19 protein-coding genes are annotated in these 16,829 nt (G+C 58.9%); 8 read left to right on the top strand and 11 right to left on the bottom strand.

From position 1 onward, the window contains the following. Positions 1–43: 43 nt before the first annotated feature. Genes rsmD through GYN01_RS08730 form a run of 3 tightly spaced genes read right to left on the bottom strand, consistent with a single transcriptional unit; the run spans position 44 to position 3,487 of the window. A complete protein-coding gene (gene rsmD, locus GYN01_RS08740; protein WP_048364029.1) occupies positions 44–649 on the bottom strand; it encodes a 16S rRNA (guanine(966)-N(2))-methyltransferase RsmD in 606 nt (201 codons plus the stop codon). Continuing rightward, on the bottom strand, positions 649–2,139 hold the full coding sequence (locus GYN01_RS08735; protein WP_203306901.1) for a M16 family metallopeptidase: 1,491 nt from the start codon (positions 2,137–2,139) through the stop codon (positions 649–651). The genes rsmD and GYN01_RS08735 overlap by 1 nt, the downstream gene beginning before the upstream one ends. After that, positions 2,132–3,487 carry a M16 family metallopeptidase gene (locus GYN01_RS08730; RefSeq protein ID WP_203306900.1) on the bottom strand — a complete coding sequence of 452 codons (1,356 nt, stop codon included), beginning with the start codon at positions 3,485–3,487 and terminating at the stop codon, positions 2,132–2,134. The genes GYN01_RS08735 and GYN01_RS08730 overlap by 8 nt, the downstream gene beginning before the upstream one ends. A 355-nt stretch (positions 3,488–3,842) precedes the next feature. Here GYN01_RS08730 and ftsY point away from each other — a divergent pair, with 355 nt between their 5' ends. From ftsY to rpoH, 4 genes are all read left to right on the top strand, one after another. Next, entirely contained in the window at positions 3,843–5,351 is a 1,509-nt protein-coding gene (gene ftsY, locus GYN01_RS08725) for a signal recognition particle-docking protein FtsY (protein ID WP_203306899.1), read from the top strand. Then, positions 5,348–6,019: a cell division ATP-binding protein FtsE gene (gene ftsE / locus GYN01_RS08720; protein WP_048364033.1), complete on the top strand. Its 672-nt coding sequence runs from the start codon at positions 5,348–5,350 to the stop codon at positions 6,017–6,019. Before ftsY ends, ftsE begins: the two co-directional genes overlap by 4 nt. Next, positions 6,016–7,038, top strand: a complete 1,023-nt coding sequence (ftsX, locus tag GYN01_RS08715) for a permease-like cell division protein FtsX (RefSeq protein WP_048364034.1) — start codon at positions 6,016–6,018, stop codon at positions 7,036–7,038. The genes ftsE and ftsX overlap by 4 nt, the downstream gene beginning before the upstream one ends. Before the next feature lie 112 nt (positions 7,039–7,150). After that, complete coding sequence (rpoH, locus tag GYN01_RS08710; RefSeq protein ID WP_048364291.1) at positions 7,151–8,005, top strand: RNA polymerase sigma factor RpoH; 855 nt, start codon at positions 7,151–7,153, stop codon at positions 8,003–8,005. A gap of 121 nt (positions 8,006–8,126) precedes the next feature. Here rpoH and mtgA read toward each other — a convergent pair whose 3' ends face one another. Next, entirely contained in the window at positions 8,127–8,882 is a 756-nt protein-coding gene (gene mtgA / locus GYN01_RS08705; protein ID WP_420850386.1) for a monofunctional biosynthetic peptidoglycan transglycosylase, read from the bottom strand. A 44-nt stretch (positions 8,883–8,926) separates the two neighbouring features. On the opposite strand from mtgA, the gene GYN01_RS08700 reads away from it, so the two are divergent. From GYN01_RS08700 to trmB, 4 genes are all read left to right on the top strand, one after another. After that, on the top strand, positions 8,927–9,298 hold the full coding sequence (locus tag GYN01_RS08700; RefSeq protein ID WP_048364036.1) for a DUF423 domain-containing protein: 372 nt from the start codon (positions 8,927–8,929) through the stop codon (positions 9,296–9,298). A gap of 81 nt (positions 9,299–9,379) precedes the next feature. Beyond that, on the top strand, positions 9,380–9,580 hold the full coding sequence (thiS, locus tag GYN01_RS08695) for a sulfur carrier protein ThiS (RefSeq protein ID WP_048364037.1): 201 nt from the start codon (positions 9,380–9,382) through the stop codon (positions 9,578–9,580). 60 nt (positions 9,581–9,640) lie between these two features. Beyond that, complete coding sequence (locus tag GYN01_RS08690; RefSeq protein WP_048364038.1) at positions 9,641–10,435, top strand: thiazole synthase; 795 nt, start codon at positions 9,641–9,643, stop codon at positions 10,433–10,435. A 9-nt stretch (positions 10,436–10,444) separates the two neighbouring features. Beyond that, the gene (gene trmB, locus GYN01_RS08685) at positions 10,445–11,167 is read left to right on the top strand and encodes a tRNA (guanosine(46)-N7)-methyltransferase TrmB (protein ID WP_048364039.1); all 723 of its coding nucleotides are present in this window, start codon (positions 10,445–10,447) and stop codon (positions 11,165–11,167) included. Between the two features lie 66 nt (positions 11,168–11,233). Here the strand turns inward: trmB and GYN01_RS08680 are convergent, their stop codons facing one another. The 7 genes from GYN01_RS08680 to metX form a co-directional block, all read right to left on the bottom strand. Then, the gene (locus tag GYN01_RS08680; protein WP_203306898.1) at positions 11,234–12,205 is read right to left on the bottom strand and encodes an acyltransferase family protein; all 972 of its coding nucleotides are present in this window, start codon (positions 12,203–12,205) and stop codon (positions 11,234–11,236) included. 173 nt (positions 12,206–12,378) lie between these two features. Then, positions 12,379–12,702 carry a DUF3392 domain-containing protein gene (locus GYN01_RS08675; RefSeq protein ID WP_048364041.1) on the bottom strand — a complete coding sequence of 108 codons (324 nt, stop codon included), beginning with the start codon at positions 12,700–12,702 and terminating at the stop codon, positions 12,379–12,381. Positions 12,703–12,711: 9 nt separating this feature from the next. Next, complete coding sequence (hemW, locus tag GYN01_RS08670; protein WP_238936181.1) at positions 12,712–13,926, bottom strand: radical SAM family heme chaperone HemW; 1,215 nt, start codon at positions 13,924–13,926, stop codon at positions 12,712–12,714. Beyond that, positions 13,923–14,519 carry an RdgB/HAM1 family non-canonical purine NTP pyrophosphatase gene (rdgB, locus tag GYN01_RS08665; protein ID WP_048364043.1) on the bottom strand — a complete coding sequence of 199 codons (597 nt, stop codon included), beginning with the start codon at positions 14,517–14,519 and terminating at the stop codon, positions 13,923–13,925. Before rdgB ends, hemW begins: the two co-directional genes overlap by 4 nt. Beyond that, positions 14,516–14,953: a DUF4426 domain-containing protein gene (locus GYN01_RS08660; RefSeq protein WP_203306897.1), complete on the bottom strand. Its 438-nt coding sequence runs from the start codon at positions 14,951–14,953 to the stop codon at positions 14,516–14,518. Before GYN01_RS08660 ends, rdgB begins: the two co-directional genes overlap by 4 nt. A gap of 25 nt (positions 14,954–14,978) precedes the next feature. Beyond that, entirely contained in the window at positions 14,979–15,599 is a 621-nt protein-coding gene (metW, locus tag GYN01_RS08655; RefSeq protein ID WP_048364045.1) for a methionine biosynthesis protein MetW, read from the bottom strand. Positions 15,600–15,606: 7 nt separating this feature from the next. Next, positions 15,607–16,746 (bottom strand): homoserine O-succinyltransferase MetX, encoded by a 1,140-nt coding sequence (gene metX / locus GYN01_RS08650; protein WP_048364046.1) that lies wholly within the window; start codon positions 16,744–16,746, stop codon positions 15,607–15,609. Positions 16,747–16,829: the final 83 nt, after the last annotated feature.

Raw genomic sequence — 16,829 nt, 5'->3', positions numbered from 1 at the left:
CCGCAGACTGCGGTAGAGGTTACAAAATATTTAGCAGTTGCCTTTAAACCGTAGGCGCTTCGACGGCTTCACGCTGCCACAGGGCATAGTTCACGCCCCCGGCTTTTTGTTCGCGGTGCAGGCGCCAATTGGTAGGCAGGCCCAGTTCTGAGGGGCGCAGCTCGCTTTCGGTGTATACCCACGCCTCGTCTGCCAACCAGCCGCGTTGTTCCAGCAGGTCGCACGCTGGCTTGAGCAGGTCCTTGTGGAACGGCGGGTCGAGGAACACCACGTCAAAGGTGTCACTCGGTGTTGCGTCCAGGTAGCGCAGGGCGTCGGTTTGCTGCACTTCACCCACCGTGCAGCGCAGGATGCCCATGTTTTCGCGGATGTTGGAAATCGCATCGCGGTTGCTGTCCAGCGCCACGCCTTTGGCAGCGCCGCGGGACATGGCTTCGAGGAACAGCGCGCCGCTACCGGCAAACACGTCCAGAACCTTGGCGCCGCCGATATGCGGTGCCAGCCAGTTGAACAGGGTTTCACGTACCCGGTCGGGTGTAGGGCGCAGGCCTTCTACGTGGGGGAAGTCCAGCTTGCGGCTGCGCCATTCCCCGCCAATGATGCGTAACTGACCCGCACCCGAGTGCGATGTGTTTTTTGGCTTTGCCATTAATGCTCCGGAACCCCAAGAGGTTGCTCTGAAGGTTTGTCGGTGGGAGGTGGCAGTGATTTTTGCGGCACGGTTGGGCCTGCGGTCACTACGACCATTTTATCGGCGCTCAGGTGCTTGTTCATGGCGGCCTTGACCTGCTCGGTAGTCAGGTTCTGGGACTGCTGCATGAAGGTTTCGAGATAGTCCAAAGGCAAATCGTAGAAGCCCATTGCGCCCAGTTGGCCGACGATTGCCGCGTTGCTGGCGGTGGACAGCGGGAAGCTGCCTGCCAATTCACGCTTGGCATCGTCGAGTTCTTTTTGCGTGGGACCTTGTTTCAGGTAGTCGGCCAGAATGTCTTGCACCAGTTTGAGCGTGCCTTCGCTCAGTTCGGCGCGTGTTTGCAGGTTAATCATGAACGGGCCGCGCGCTTGCATCGGGCTGAAGCCTGAGTAAACGCCGTAGGTCAGGCCACGTTTTTCACGTACTTCGGTCATCAGGCGCGTGCCAAAACCGCCACCGCCCAACACCTGGTTGCCCAGTGACAGCGCCGCGTAGTCCGGGTCGTCGCGGTCAATGCCCAATTGCGACAACAGCAAGTGAGTTTGTTTGGACGGGAACTCAATGTGGGTAGCGCCCGCTTTGGGTTCGCCCGGCTGTACGGTTTTGGGCAGCGCCGGGCCTTTAGGCAGTGCTGCTGAAACCTGCGCCGCCATTGCCTCGGCTTCTTCACGCGACAGATCACCCACAATCGCGATCACCGCATTGCCTGCGGTGTAGGCCTTGTTATGGAAGGCTTTGAGCTGATCGACGGTGATCAAAGCGATGCTGTCAGCGTTGCCATCACTGGCATGGGCGTACGGGTGGTTGCCGTACAGGCGCTTGAACAGCTCATCGCTGGCCAGTTTGCCGGGGTTTTGCTTCTGGAACTCAAAGCTGGCCAGCAACTGATTTTTGATGCGCGCCAGCGAGTCGGCCGGGAACGTCGGTTTGCCAATCACTTCAGCGAACAGGTTAAGCGCCGGGGCACGTTTGGCCGGGTCGCTCAGGCTGCGCAGCGAGACCACCGCCATGTCGCGATAGGCGCCGTTGCCAAAATCAGCGCCTAGGCCTTCAAAGCCCTGGGCAATCGCGCCGACATCTTTGCCCGCCACGCCTTCGTTGAGCATGGCATTGGTCAGCAAGGCCAGACCGGGCGTGTTGTCGTCCTGGCTACTGCCGGCGGCAAAAGTCAGGCGCAGGTCGAACATCGGCAGTTGCCGGGCTTCGACAAACAGCACTTTGGAACCCTCGGCGGTTTTCCAGGTTTGCACGTTCATTGCGCGATGGCTGGGGGCCTTGCCGTCGAGTTCGGCCAGCGATTCGAGCGTGTGCCCGGCCTTGGCGTTTTCAAGTGCGGGGCTGGCCACGGACACGGCCGGGCTGGCGAAGTAATAGCCGAGTGCGCCGACCAGGACTGCGGTGGTCAGGCCGAGCAGGGCGTAGCGGGGACCTTTACGCTCACTCATGGGTTTTCTCCTCGGGCAGTACATGCGCAACGCTCAGGCGGTCGCGAGTGAAATAGGTACGCGCGGCTTGCTGGATGTCGGCCGGGGTCACTTTTTGTAAGTCTTGCAGTTCAGTGTCCATCAGCTTCCAGGACAAACCGACGGTTTCGAGCTGACCAATAGAGGTGGCTTGGGAGGTGATCGAGTCACGCTCGTAGACCAGCCCGGCGATCACTTGGGCGCGCACGCGCTCCAGTTCTTGCGCGGTAGGCGGCGTTTTTTTCAGCTCATCGAGCAGGCGCCATACACCCGCTTCGGCTTGAGCCAGGGTGACTTTCTTCTGGCTGTTGGGCATGGCGCTGAGCAGGAACAGGCTGTCGCCACGGGTGAACGCGTCGTAGCTCGACGAAGCGCCGGACACCAGTTCTTCACCACGCTCCAGCTGTGTCGGCATGCGCGCACTGTAGCCGCCATCCAGCAAGGCTGAAATCAGGCGCAAGGCGTTGGCGGTGACCGGGTCTTTGGCGGTGGACACGCTCGGTACGTTGAAACCCATCATCAGGCTTGGCAGTTCGGTTTGAACGTGGACTTTGAGCAACCGTTCGCCGGGGGTCGCCAGTTCAAGCGGTGCCTTAGCAATTGGAATTTGACGCTGAGTCACCGGGCCGAAATAACGCTGGGCCAGCTTTTTGACTTCATCCGGGGTCACGTCACCCACCACCACCAGGGTGGCGTTGTTGGGGGCATACCACTCTTCATACCAGTCGCGCAGCTCGGCAACGTTCATGCGCTCCAGATCAACCATCCAGCCGATGGTCGGCGTGTGGTAGCCACTGGAGGGGTAGGCCATTGCGCTGAACAGCTCGTAAGCTTTGCTCATGGGCTGGTCATCGGTGCGCAGGCGGCGCTCCTCTTTAATGACTTCGATTTCGCGCTTGAACTCTTCTGGCGGCAGACGCAGGCTGGCCATGCGGTCAGCTTCAAGCTCGAACGCCACACCCAGGCGGTCGCGGGCCAGCACTTGGTAATAGGCGGTGTAGTCATCGCTGGTAAAGGCGTTTTCCTGTGCGCCGAGGTCGCGCAGGATCAACGAGGCTTCGCCGGGACCGACTTTGTTACTGCCTTTGAACATCATGTGTTCAAGGGCGTGCGACAGACCGGTCTTGCCGGGCGTCTCGTAACTGGAGCCCACCTTGTACCAGACCTGTGACACCACCACCGGCGCACGGTGATCTTCGCGCACGATGACTTTAAGGCCGTTGTCCAGGCGGAACTCGTGGGTAGGCTGCGGTTCGGCCGCCAGGGCCGAAAGCGGGAGGCAAACTGTGCTGAGCAACAGGCCAGCAGCGCGGCGGGCTAGAGCATTCATTCGTTTTTAAACCTGTTGGGCTGCCCGCTTGGCCTTAGCGTCGGCGGGTGAGGAGGTGCTAGGATACTGATCCGTTTTACTGGCGGCCACGTCTATCCGGCCTTTGACGATCAGGCGACGTTTGATCGGGCAGTATAGAAGCCCGCTTGGCGATGTGGATGCATGTCGGTAAATTTCATGTTTTTGCCGATTTTTCTGTTCAAAGTCCGAGTAAAGACGAAGTTTCGCAGGTGTTTTTTACCCTTCGACTAAGTTGTGTGCGAACGAGCTGACGAAAATACAGTCTTTTTCACACCGAATATTATTTGCCGGGGCGCCACAGTGGCGCGTCGCTACGATGAGATAGCCGTCCTCCATGTTTGGTTCCAACGACGACAAGAAGAACCCAGCCAAGGCTGGCGAGAAAAAAGGCCTGTTCGGGTGGCTGCGCAGAAAACCGCAGGAAACCGTCGTTGAGCAGCCATCTGCTCCCGAAGTCACGCCCGAGCCGCTGATCGAACCCACGCCCGTCGTGATCGAAACTGTGCCTGAAGTGGCAGTGCTCGCTGAGCCTGAACCGACGCCTGCTGCCGAGCCGCCAATGACACCTCAACCGTGGCCAACTCTGCCGGTGGCAGAAGAGCCGGTTGCGCTGGTTGAGGACGTGCAAGCGCCGCATGTGGTACCGCCGATTCCTGCGCCCGAGGTTGAGGTGGCGGTTGAGGTGGCGGTTGAGGCGGTGATTGCGCCTGCGCCTGTGGTCGAAGTGCTTGAAGTGCTTGAACCCGTCGTAGAGCCTGTCGAGCCAGAGCCAGAGCCAGAGCCAGAGCCAGTTTCGGTCATCGCGCCTGTCGCAGTTGTACGACCGGCTGCGGTCCCTGCACCTGTCGTGCAGGCACCGCCCGCTGTCATTGAAGCGCCTGCGCCCAAAGCCGAACCGGTTCCAGAAGCTAAAAGCGGTTTCTTCTCGCGCCTCAAGCAAGGTCTTTCGAAAACCAGCGCCAGCATCGGCGAGGGCATGGCGAGCCTGTTTCTGGGCAAAAAAGCCATTGATGACGACCTGCTTGAAGAGATCGAAACCCGCTTGTTGACCGCTGACGTGGGCGTTGAAGCCACCTCGGTGATCATCAAGAACCTGACGCAAAAGGTGGCCCGCAAGCAACTGACCGACGCCGATGCGCTCTACAAGTCCTTGCAGGATGAGCTGGCGGCGATGCTCAAACCGGTCGAACAGCCACTGAAGATTGAATCGCAGAACAAGCCTTTCGTGATTTTGGTGGTGGGCGTCAACGGTGCGGGTAAAACCACCACTATCGGCAAATTGGCCAAAAAGCTGCAACTCGAAGGCAAGAAAGTCATGCTCGCTGCGGGCGATACCTTCCGTGCGGCGGCCGTTGAGCAGTTGCAAGTGTGGGGCGAGCGCAACAACATCCCGGTGATTGCACAGCACACTGGCGCCGATTCGGCGTCGGTGATTTTCGACGCCGTGCAGGCCGCCAAAGCCCGTGGCGTGGACGTGTTGATTGCTGACACCGCGGGGCGCCTGCACACCAAAGACAACCTGATGGAAGAGCTGAAAAAGGTGCGCCGCGTGATCGGCAAGCTCGACGCAGATGCGCCACACGAAGTGCTGCTGGTGCTCGACGCGGGCACCGGCCAGAACGCGATCAGCCAGGCCAAGCAATTCAACCAGACCGTCGCGCTTACAGGGCTTGCCTTGACTAAGCTTGACGGTACGGCCAAAGGCGGGGTGATTTTCGCGCTGGCCAAGCAATTCAGCATCCCGATCCGCTTTATCGGTGTCGGTGAAGGCATCGACGATTTGCGCACCTTTGAATCCGAACCCTTTGTCCAAGCTCTGTTTGCGGAGCGGGAGCGTCCATGATTCGTTTCGAGCAGGTCGGTAAACGCTATCCAAATGGACATGTGGGCCTGCACGAGCTGAGCTTTCGGGTCCGCCGTGGCGAATTCCTTTTTGTGACCGGCCATTCTGGCGCGGGCAAAAGCACGTTGTTGCGCCTGTTGCTGGCGATGGAGCGGCCCACCAGCGGCAAACTGCTGCTGGCCGGCCAGGACCTGAGCCAGATCAGCAATGCGCAGATCCCGTTTCTGCGTCGTCAGATTGGCGTGGTGTTCCAGAACCACCAACTGCTGTTTGATCGCACAGTGTTCAACAACGTCGCCTTGCCGTTGCAGATTCTTGGGTTGTCCAAGGCTGAAATCGCCAAACGCGTTGATTCGGCGCTGGAGCGCGTATCGCTGTCGGATAAAACCGATTTGTACCCAGGCGACTTGTCCACCGGCCAACAACAGCGCGTGGGTATTGCGCGCGCAATCGTGCATCGTCCGGCGTTGCTGCTGGCCGATGAACCCACCGGTAACCTCGACCCGCGTCTGGCGGCGGAAATCATGGGCGTATTTGAAGACATCAACCGTTTGGGCACCAGCGTCCTGATCGCCAGTCACGACCTGGCCCTGATCGCCCGCATGCGCCACCGCATGCTGACCTTGCAGCGCGGCCGATTGATCGGTGACGGGGAGGCAGGGCAATGAGTGCAACACGCAGCCCCAAAGTGTCTGAGCGCGTAGCCCCCAAGGCTGCCGACCCACAGCCGTCGAAGAAAAAACACGATGAAGACGACGGGCCAACCTTTGGCATGTTGTTTCATGCCTGGATCGAAGCGCATCGCGCCAGTCTGCTCGACAGCCTGCGACGTTTGGGCAAGCAGCCGATTGGCAGCTTTTTCACCTGCCTGGTGATGGCGGTGGCGTTGAGCTTGCCGATGGGCCTGTCGTTGTTGCTCAACAACGTAGAGCGCCTGGGCGGTTCGTGGCAGCGTGCGGCACAGATTTCGCTGTATTTGCAGATGGACGCCAGTGGTGATCAAGGCGAACAGCTGAGCAATCAGATAAAAGGTATGTCAGGGGTCGCGGACGCTGAATTCATCAGCCGCGAAAAAGCCCTCGAAGAGTTCCAGCAGCAGTCAGGGCTGGGCGAAGCGCTTAAAGAGTTGCCGGATAACCCGCTGCCCGGCGTAGTGCTGGTGACCCCCAATCAGGTTGACAAAGCCACCCTTGAAGCCCTTCGCGAGCGTCTTTCCGAGCTGCCGAAGGTGCAACAGGCGCAACTTGATCTAGTCTGGGTCGAGCGCCTGGCGGCCATTCTGAAGTTGGGTGATCGTTTTGTGTTCGGTTTGACGGTGTTGTTGGTCTCGGCGCTGTTGCTGGTCATCGGTAACACGATTCGCCTGCATATTGAGAACCGCCGAGTCGAAATCGAGGTCACCAAGCTGGTCGGTGGCACTGATAGCTATGTGCGTAGGCCGTTTCTATACATGGGTGCGCTTTATGGTTTGGGCGCTGGCGTACTTTCGTGGGGCGTTTTGGCCTTTGGCCTGAACTGGCTCAACGACGCGGTTGTGGGGCTTGCCGGGTTGTACGGCAGTAATTTTGCACTGGCCGGTGTGCCGGTAGCCGATGGTCTGTCTCTCTTGCTTGGCGCGGTGCTGTTAGGGTATATCGGTGCATGGATTGCGGTAGCACGTCATTTACGTGAGCTTTCACCCAAGTAGTTTCATTTTTACGTGTTGACCTTTTCAGCTTATGTGGGAACTTTTTTCGTGGTTCCCGGTCAATTTTCGCAGTGCTGAACTGCACGAGTTATGTGAGTCGGAGGTTTTTCGTATGACCACTTCTTTGCAACCTGCGTATGCGTTAGTCCCTGGTGCGAACCTTGAGGCCTACGTAAACACCGTGAACAGCATTCCACTGCTGACACCGGAGCAGGAGCGTGAACTGGCCGAGAGTCTCTATTATGAGCAGGATCTTGAGGCGGCTCGGCAGATGGTGCTCGCCCACCTGCGTTTTGTTGTACACATTGCCCGCAGTTATTCGGGCTATGGTTTGGCACAGGCTGACCTGATCCAGGAAGGTAACGTTGGCCTGATGAAAGCGGTTAAACGCTTTAACCCTGAAATGGGTGTGCGTCTGGTGTCGTTTGCGGTGCACTGGATCAAAGCCGAAATTCACGAATTCATCCTGCGTAACTGGCGGATCGTGAAAGTGGCCACCACCAAGGCTCAGCGCAAACTGTTCTTCAACCTGCGCAGCCAGAAAAAACGTTTGGCCTGGCTGAACAACGATGAAGTGCATCGTGTGGCTGAAAGCTTGGGTGTTGAGCCTCGCGAAGTGCGCGAGATGGAAAGCCGGTTGACGGGCCATGACATGGCGTTCGACCCGGCCGCCGAAGCTGACGACGACAGTGCGTTCCAGTCGCCAGCCAATTATCTGGAAGACCACCGGTACGACCCGGCGCGTCAACTGGAAGATGCTGACTGGACCGATAACTCCACCAGCAACCTGCACGAAGCGTTGGAAGTGCTGGACGACCGCAGCCGCGACATTCTCTATCAGCGCTGGTTGGCTGAAGAGAAAGCCACGCTGCATGACCTGGCGCAGAAGTACAACGTGTCTGCCGAGCGTATTCGTCAGCTGGAAAAGAGCGCGATGAACAAGCTCAAACTGTCGATTGCCGCCTAAACCGGCCCGACAAAAAAACGCCCCGATCCTTCGGGGCGTTTTTGTATGCGCAACCCCGCAGGAGCTGCCGAAGGCGGCGAGCTTCAGCGATCATGCTCGGGCCTATCCTGTAAGCGCGTGATTACTCAGCCCACGGCGCCTTACGCGAATTATTCAGCGTAGCGAGATAGCTCTCGCCCCCCAGCTGGCGCATTTGCTGGCGGATCCAGGCGGCTCGCGTGCTCACATACGGCGTCGGGTGACTGGCACTCCAGTTGCGCGGGTTAGGCAGCACGGCGGCCAGTTGGCTGGCCTGCTGGCGACTCAAACGTGCAGCGCTTACACCAAAATGATGCTGCGCGGCCGCTTCTGCACCGAACACGCCGTCATCCCACTCAGCGCTGTTGAGGTACACCTCAAGGATTCGCTGCTTGGGCCACAGCACTTCGATCAATGCCGTAAACCAGGCTTCCAGACCTTTGCGCAGCCAACTGCGGCCCGACCACAAAAACACATTCTTCGACACTTGCTGACTGAGGGTACTGGCCCCGCGCAGTGTGCCGCCGCGCTCGTTGTGCACGAAAGCGGCGCGAATGGCGCTGAAGTCAAAGCCCCAATGCTCTGCGAACTTCTGGTCTTCCCCGGCAATCACGGCCACTTTCAACTCGTTGGAGATTTCATCCCAGGGGCGCCAGCTGCGTTGCAAGTCGATGGGCTGACCATCGAACCAAGATTCAACCTTGCGCTCGACCATCAGCGCGGTGCCTGGTGGTGGCACCCAACGAAAGATTAAAACGAGCAACGCGCTGCCCGCTGCGAACCACAGCAAGGCTTTGAGCAAACGATGAACCAGTAAACGCAGCATAGATGGCTTGGCCGAACCCGTTGAGCGGGCCATTATACAGACCCTGCGTCATTCGATGATCCTGAGGGGAATGTTCCATGTTGCGCGTATTTCTGATGTTGGCTGCCTTCTTTGGTTTTACCGGTGTGGCCTTGGGCGCGTTTGCCGCACATGGCTTGAAGGGCCGCTTGAGCGAGCAGTACCTGGCCATTTTTCACACCGGCGTGACCTATCAGTTGGTCCATACCCTCGCGATTATCGGTGTAGCGCTGCTCGCGACGCAGTTGCAAAGCCGTTTGGTGACGTGGGCCGGTATCTGTTTCACGCTGGGGATCGTGTTGTTTTCCGGCAGTTTGTACCTGCTGACCCTGAGCGGTATCAGCAAGCTGGGCATCATCACACCGATTGGCGGCGTAGCCTTTTTGGCCGGCTGGTTGTGTCTGGGACTGGCCGCCTGGCGCCTGAGCTGAACCTGCAAGATGAATGGCTTGGGTCGACCTGACGGATCGGGCTAGAATGCTGGCCCCCTAAAAACGAAGGCAGCGTCGCGCATGCGCATTCAGTTGAACGGTGAACCCTTTGAGCTGCCGGACGGCGAGACCGTCGCGGCCCTTTTGGCGCGGCGCGAGCTGACCGGCCGTCGTGTGGCAGTTGAGCTGAACCTGGACATCGTCCCGCGCAGCCAGCACGCACAGACCGTGCTCAAAGAGGGTGATCAGGTTGAAGTGGTGCACGCCATCGGTGGCGGCTAGGCGGCGGGCCGACGTTTGACCCCCGCCCCACTGAGAACTCACATTCCAAGAGGATTACCGATGAGCAATGTTCGCAGCGACAAGCCGTTTACTTTGGCCGGCCGTACCTACCAATCGCGTTTGCTGGTAGGCACTGGCAAGTACCGTGACCTTGAAGAAACCCGTTTGGCCATCGAAGCCTCGGGTGCTGAAATCGTCACGGTGGCGGTTCGTCGCACCAACATTGGTCAGAATCCCGGTGAGCCGAACCTGCTCGATGTGCTGCCGCCCGACCGTTACACCATCCTGCCGAACACGGCCGGTTGCTTTGACGCCATTGAAGCGGTGCGCACCTGCCGTTTGGCCCGTGAACTGCTTGACGGCCACAACCTGGTCAAGCTGGAAGTGCTGGCCGACCAGAAGACCCTGTTCCCTAACGTGATCGAAACCCTCAAGGCCGCCGAAGTGCTGGTCAAGGAAGGGTTTGACGTGATGGTTTACACGAGCGATGACCCGATTATCGCCCGCGAACTGGAAGCCATGGGTTGCGTGGCTGTCATGCCACTGGCCGGCCTGATCGGCAGCGGTCTGGGCATCTGCAACCCGTACAACCTGCGGGTCATCCTTGAAGAAGCAAAAATTCCGGTGTTGGTGGACGCGGGCGTAGGCACAGCCTCCGACGCGACAATCGCCATGGAAATGGGCTGCGAAGCGGTGCTGATGAACTCGGCCATCGCCAATGCCCAGCACCCGATCATCATGGCTCAAGCCATGAAGTACGCCATTGAGGCGGGTCGTTTGGCCTATCTGGCCGGGCGCATGCCGAAAAAACTCTATGCCAGCGCCTCCTCGCCGCTGGATGGTCTGATCAAGTAAGAGCCCCTGATGACTGAACCACTCGATACCCCAACCCCGGAAGAAGGCGAAGATCGCCAGCACCGTCGCATCAAGAGCTTCGTAATGCGTGCCGGGCGCATGACCGAAGGCCAGCAACGTGGCCTCGATCAAGGCACGCCGCTGTATGTATTGCCGTTGGCCGATGCGCCGGTGGATTACGACCAAGTGTTCGGTCGTTCTGCGCCGCGCACGCTGGAAATCGGCTTTGGCATGGGTCACTCCCTGCTGGAAATGGCTGCTGCTTCGCCTGAGCAAGACTTCATTGGGGTCGAGGTTCACCGTCCGGGCGTGGGCGCACTGCTCAATGGCGTGTTGACCCAGGGCCTGACCAACTTGCGCGTCTACGACTGTGACGCCATCGAAGTGCTAACCCGTTGCGTGGCCGATAACAGCCTTGATCGTCTGCTGTTGTTCTTCCCGGACCCGTGGCACAAGAGCCGTCACCACAAGCGCCGCATCGTACAAGCGTCGTTTGCCGAACTGGTGCGTTCCAAACTCAAGGTCGGCGGTGTACTGCACATGGCCACTGACTGGGAACCTTACGCCGAGTACATGCTGGAAGTGATGAACGTGGCGCCGGGTTATCGCAACCTGGCTGAAGACGGCCTCTGCGTGCCACGTCCTGCCGAGCGCCCGATCACCAAGTTCGAGCGTCGTGGCGAACGTCTTGGGCATGGCGTGTGGGACTTGAAGTTCGAAAAACTGGCCTAAGCCGTTTTTCAATGACCGGCCTCAGCCCTGAGGCCGGTTTCTTTGTGCGACGTCCGTCGCCTTGCACTACAAAACAAACCTCACACGCTTACTCAGCGCAATCAGCAAGGGTGCCGCGACCAGCGCCAGGCCGATGGTCAGCAGTGCAAGCAGATTGCCGTAGGCCATACCCGCTGCCAGGGCGCTCACAATAAACAGTGGATGAATGTAGTACACCGCCGAGGACACCTTGGCCGGTACGTGGCTGGTCGACGCCCTGAAGTACACACACGCCAGCATGAACAGCGCAGGAGTGAGGATGGGCAGCGAGAACATAAAGTCGAAGTACAGCTGTGGATTGGCCCGCAGCGAGTAGTTTGTGTACGACTCGGCCAGCATCAACGCAGTGCCGGATACCAGCCAGATCCACACCGCAGGGCGTGTAACGGTCTGGGTGATTTTATGCTTGGCAAACACGAAACCCAGGCACATGAACGGGAAGCCCATAAACAGGAAGTTGCGCGCGGCGTAATCGTTTTGATTGAAGTGTTGTAAGAAAGGGTTGGGCAGCACGTAGTAAACGCGCATGTATTGGAGCGTCAGACCGATCAGGTAGGCGATCAGCGCTAACGTGATCAGCCGCTGGGTTGGCGCGTTTCGCAGGGCATACAGAATCAAGCCGCCGCCGAGCATGCCCACCAGATACCAGAGGTGGAAATAACCGATCAGCAAAGACTTCACCACGCCCAGCACGCCTTTGAGACTGCCCAGCGTGGCCGTATCGACGTAAAACGGGCTGTAAATCAGCATCCAGAACAGGTACATCCACAGCCCGCGCTTGAACCACTTGCTGAAGGAATGGCCTTCGCTGAGGGTGTGGAACAGGTAATACCCGTTGATGATGAAAAAAACCGGCACCGCGACCCGAAACAGCCCGTTGCCCAGCATGTAACCGATGGCCGTGTCATTGCCGCCGAAGACCTTGCAGTGCAATGCGACGACACAAATCGCCAGCACCACCTTTAGCGCATCGAGATTGCCATTCAAAACCTTCGGCATGGGCGGTGCTCACAGTAAGCGATACCCAAGCGTAGCCCACAAATTGTAGCCGCTGCCGAAGGCTGCGTGCGATTGCGCAGCGAGCGCAAAACCTGAGGCCACGGTTTTAGCAGGTGGAATGAATACGTTGGCTCAACGCCGCCTTCGGCTGCTGCTACAGGTAACAGGCGAAATTAACGGCGGTCTGCAACTACACCAATCAGCACCAGCACCACGAGCAATACGGGCGCCAAACTGTAGTTGTTGAATTGGCTCAGTCCGCGCTCCACCCAGGGGGTCGCGTAGATTAATGCAGCGCCGCTGCCCACCAGGCACAGCAAGGCCATCAAGGGGACGCGCAGTGCGCCGGCGATGCTGCCCAGACGCTGCTCGACCCAGCCCTTGAAGTCCGCCCCAAACAACACCAGCAAACAGCCAATCAACGCCAGAGAGATGTCTGAAAGATGGCTGCGGCTCCAGCGCGATACTGTGGCAAGCAGGTCGAGTACCAAGTCCATTCGATTTCCTTAGGTCAAAAAGTGCTGCAACAGGTCATTGAGAAACAATTGGCCGCGGGCAGTCGCCGCCAGGCGTGTCGGTTCGACCTGTAATAAGCCACTTTGTTCGGCGGCTTCTCGCCCTGTTTTCAAGCTCTCGAGGGGCAGGCCGGTGCGCTGCGGGTAAAGCTCTGAATCTACGCCGTCCGTCAGGCGCAAGGCGTTCATTAGAAACTCAAACGGTAGCTCTTCGGCAGTCAGGGTTTTCTCCCCGGCCTGGAAGTTTTTGGCCGGATTGAGGTAGTCCTTTGGCAGACGGGTTTTCCATGTGCGTACGATACGGCCATCCGGGTGGCTTAACTTGCCGTGGGCACCGGCACCAATGCCGATGAAGTCGCCAAAGCTCCAATAGTTGAGGTTGTGCCGCGCGGGGCGGTCAGGCAACGCGTATGCGGACACTTCGTATTGCGCGTAGCCGTGCTCGGCGAGCAGGGCTTGCCCGGCTTCTTGAATGTCCCACAACGTGTCGTCTTCCGGCAGCGTGGGCGGCTGGTTCCAGAACACGGTGTTGGGTTCGAGCGTCAGTTGATACCACGACAGGTGGGTCGGCTTCAGGGCGATGGCCTGGCGCAGATCGCTCAGGGCATCGTCCAGTGACTGATCGGGCAAGCCATGCATCAAGTCCAGGTTGAAGTTGTCAAAACCGGCCTGACGCGCCATGCCAGCGGCGCGTACGGCTTCGTCGCCGTTATGGATGCGGCCTAACGCCTTGAGTTTCTCTTGCTGAAAACTCTGGATGCCGATCGACAGGCGATTGATCCCCAATTTGCGGTACGCCACGAACTTTTCTTGCTCGAACGTGCCGGGGTTGGCTTCCAGGGTGATTTCAATGTCGCTGGCAAAAGGAATGCGCGCTTCAACCCCCGCGAGCAGGCGACCCAGCGAGGCAGCACTGAACAGGCTCGGCGTGCCGCCGCCAAAGAAGATCGAGCTCAGCTCACGGCCATACACTGCGTGCAGGTCCTGGTCCAGATCGGCGATCAGGGCGTCGACGTATTCGTCTTCGGGCAGCACAGGGCTGGCGGTGTGGGAGTTGAAGTCGCAATACGGGCATTTACGCACGCACCACGGGATATGGATGTACAGCGACAAGGGAGGCAATGGGCTCAGCGGCGCGCGTGGCGCCTGCTGGGTAAAGCCAGCCGCACCCAGATAGAGCGGCTGTGGCGGTGTGTCGTGGGTCATTTGAGGCCCAAACGCTGGCGCAGCAAGACCATGGCGCGAGCGCGGTGGCTCAGTTGGTTTTTTTCTGTCGGGCTGAGTTCAGCGCTGGAGCAGTTACGTTCAGGCACCCAGAACAACGGGTCGTAGCCAAAGCCGTGTTGGCCACTGGCGGCGGGCAGGATACGCCCGTGCCACAAGCCTTCGCAGATGATTGGCAAAGGGTCGTCGGCGTGGCGCACCAACGCCAGCACGCACACAAACTGTGCGCCGCGCTCGGCGTCGGGCACGTCTTTGAGGGCATCGAGCAGTTTGGCGTTGTTCGCCGCATCGCCTTGGCCATCAGCGTAGCGGGCCGAGTAAATACCCGGTGCGCCACCCAGAAAGTCCACGGCCAGCCCCGAGTCGTCAGCCAAGGCTGGCAAACCCGAAATTCGCGCCGCGTTACGGGCTTTTAAAATCGCGTTCTCAACAAACGACAAGCCGGTTTCATCCGGCTCGACGCTGCTGAATTCTCCAATCGAGCGCAACTGCACCGACTCGCCGAGCATGGCCTGAAGTTCTTTGAGTTTGCCCGCGTTGTGGCTTGCGAGTACCAGTTGCGTGAAGTTCATCATTCGATTGGAGCGACCATTTGAGTAAATTCGATTGTTTCAGACGTGGCTCCGGGAGCTTTTACGTCCACTTTGAAGGTGAAAGTCTGCGGGCCTTTGACCGGGAATTGAGCGAGATAGTTGATTTCGCCGTTTTCGCCGACTTCACGAAACCTCAACGGTGTTGCTTTTTCATCCCCGGTTTTTACGCTGCCCTGCACATTGGCGGCAATGTTCTTGCCCGCCTTGTTCACGGTGATATTCAACACGGCATTCTGTTTGCTGCGCGTGACCTTGACCGTCTTGGCGATTTCCTCCGTCAGGAACGTCGACGGGATGGCGTTGTAGTACACCGTGGTATCGCCAAATGTCTGCTGGCGTTGGGGCCCCGTTTGGTCGGCGGCCAGCGCGTTCGCGCCCAAACACATTGAAAGCAGTAGTAATCCAATACGACCCATGGTCTTTCTCCTTTGAGCGAACCTGTTAAACCGCGACTTTGTGATCCTGAAGGCCAGGACTGCTGACACGATAAATGCCAATCTCGCCTAACAGGTTAGGCCATAACTTACTCGCCCACCCATGCCGGTGTTGTTGATCCACGGCAAGACGGTTGATGACCTGCGCTTCGCGTTCACGGCACAGCGCTTCGAAGTCTTCAAAAGTGCAAAAGTGAATGTTGGGCGTGTTGTACCAGGTGTACGGCAAAAACTCGGACACCGGCATGCGGCCTTTGCTGGCCAGATACCAGCGGCAGCGCCAGTGGCCGAAGTTGGGGAAGGTAATGATGCATTGGCGGCCGACGCGCAACATTTCGTCGAGGATCCGGTCGGGGTAATGCACCGCTTGCAGCGCCTGGGTCATGACCACGATGTCAAAGCTGTTGCTGGCAAAGTTGCCCAGCCCTTTGTCGAGGTCTTGCTCGATAACGTTAATGCCTTTGGCCACGCACTCGGCAATGTTGTCCGGGTCGTTTTCAAGGCCGTAGCCGGTGACTTGCTTGTTGTCGCGCAGCCAGCTCAGCAGTTCGCCATCACCACAACCGAGGTCGAGCACGCGGCTGCCGGCGGGGATCCAGTCTTGGATGATTTCCAGGTCGGCTCTCATGGCGTTCTCACAGGTCTATTCGGTTCATGTAGTTGCTGAAGGCTTGCAGGTAGCGCGGGATCGGGATCAGGAAGGCGTCATGGCCCTGCGGCGCATCGATTTCCAGATAACACACGTCTTTTTTCGCGGCCATCAGCGCATCCACCAGTTCGCGCGAACGCGCGGGCGAGAAGCGCCAGTCGGTGGTGAACGACATCACGCAAAAGCGCGCCTTGGCCCCGGCAAAGGTTTTGGCCAGATCATCGTTGAAGTTGGCCGCCGGGTCGAAGTAGTCCAGGGCCTTGGTCATCAACAAATAGGTGTTGGCATCGAAGCGCCCGGAAAACTCTTCGCCCTGATAACGCAGGTAGCTCTCGACCTGAAACTCGACGCTGTGGAAGTCGTAGTTGAGGTTTTCGTTCTTAAGCCCGCGGCCGAATTTCTCGCCCATCGAGTCATCCGACAGGTAAGTGATGTGGCCCACCATGCGTGCCAGCATCAGGCCGCGTTTGGGGATCAGGCCTTTTTCCTGGAACGAACCGCCGTGGAACTCGGGGTCGGTGAGGATGGCTTGGCGCGCGACTTCGTTGAACGCAATGTTTTGCGCGGACAACTTGGGTGCCGAGGCGATAGCCAGGCAATGGCGCAGGCGATCCGGGTAGCTGATGCTCCACTGCAAGGCTTGCATGCCGCCCAGGCTGCCACCGATCACGGCGGCCCATTGCGTGATGCCCAGGCGATCCGCCAGGCGTGCCTGGCTGTGCACCCAGTCTTCAACGGTCAGTACCGGGAACGAGGCGCCAAAGGGGCGGCCGGTTTGCGGATCGATGCTGCTCGGGCCGGTCGAGCCGTTGCATCCACCGAGGTTGTTGAGGCTGACCACGAAGAATTTACGGGTGTCGATGGGCTTGCCGGGGCCGATGCAACTGTCCCACCAGCCGGGTTTGCGATCGTCGACGCTGTGATAACCGGCGGCATGATGATGCCCCGACAGCGCGTGGCAAATCAGCACCGCGTTACTGGCCGTGGCATTGAGCTGGCCATAGGTTTCGTAAATCAGGTCATAGGCAGGCAGTGAGCGCCCGCAGGCCAAAGCCAGCGGTTCGCCGAAGTGTGCAACGAGTGGCACAACCAGACCAACGGAATCGGGGGGAAAGGCAGTTGGCATCGACCCTGCTCTCATTTAAATGAGGCGTAAGTCTAATGAGCGCGGTAGCAAGCAGCAAGCAATGCGCGGGGCTGATTTATCAC

This window comes from Pseudomonas weihenstephanensis (assembly GCF_016812185.1).
GTDB classification, from domain to species: domain Bacteria; phylum Pseudomonadota; class Gammaproteobacteria; order Pseudomonadales; family Pseudomonadaceae; genus Aquipseudomonas; species Aquipseudomonas weihenstephanensis.
This window is presented reverse-complemented; position numbering and strand designations above follow the sequence as displayed.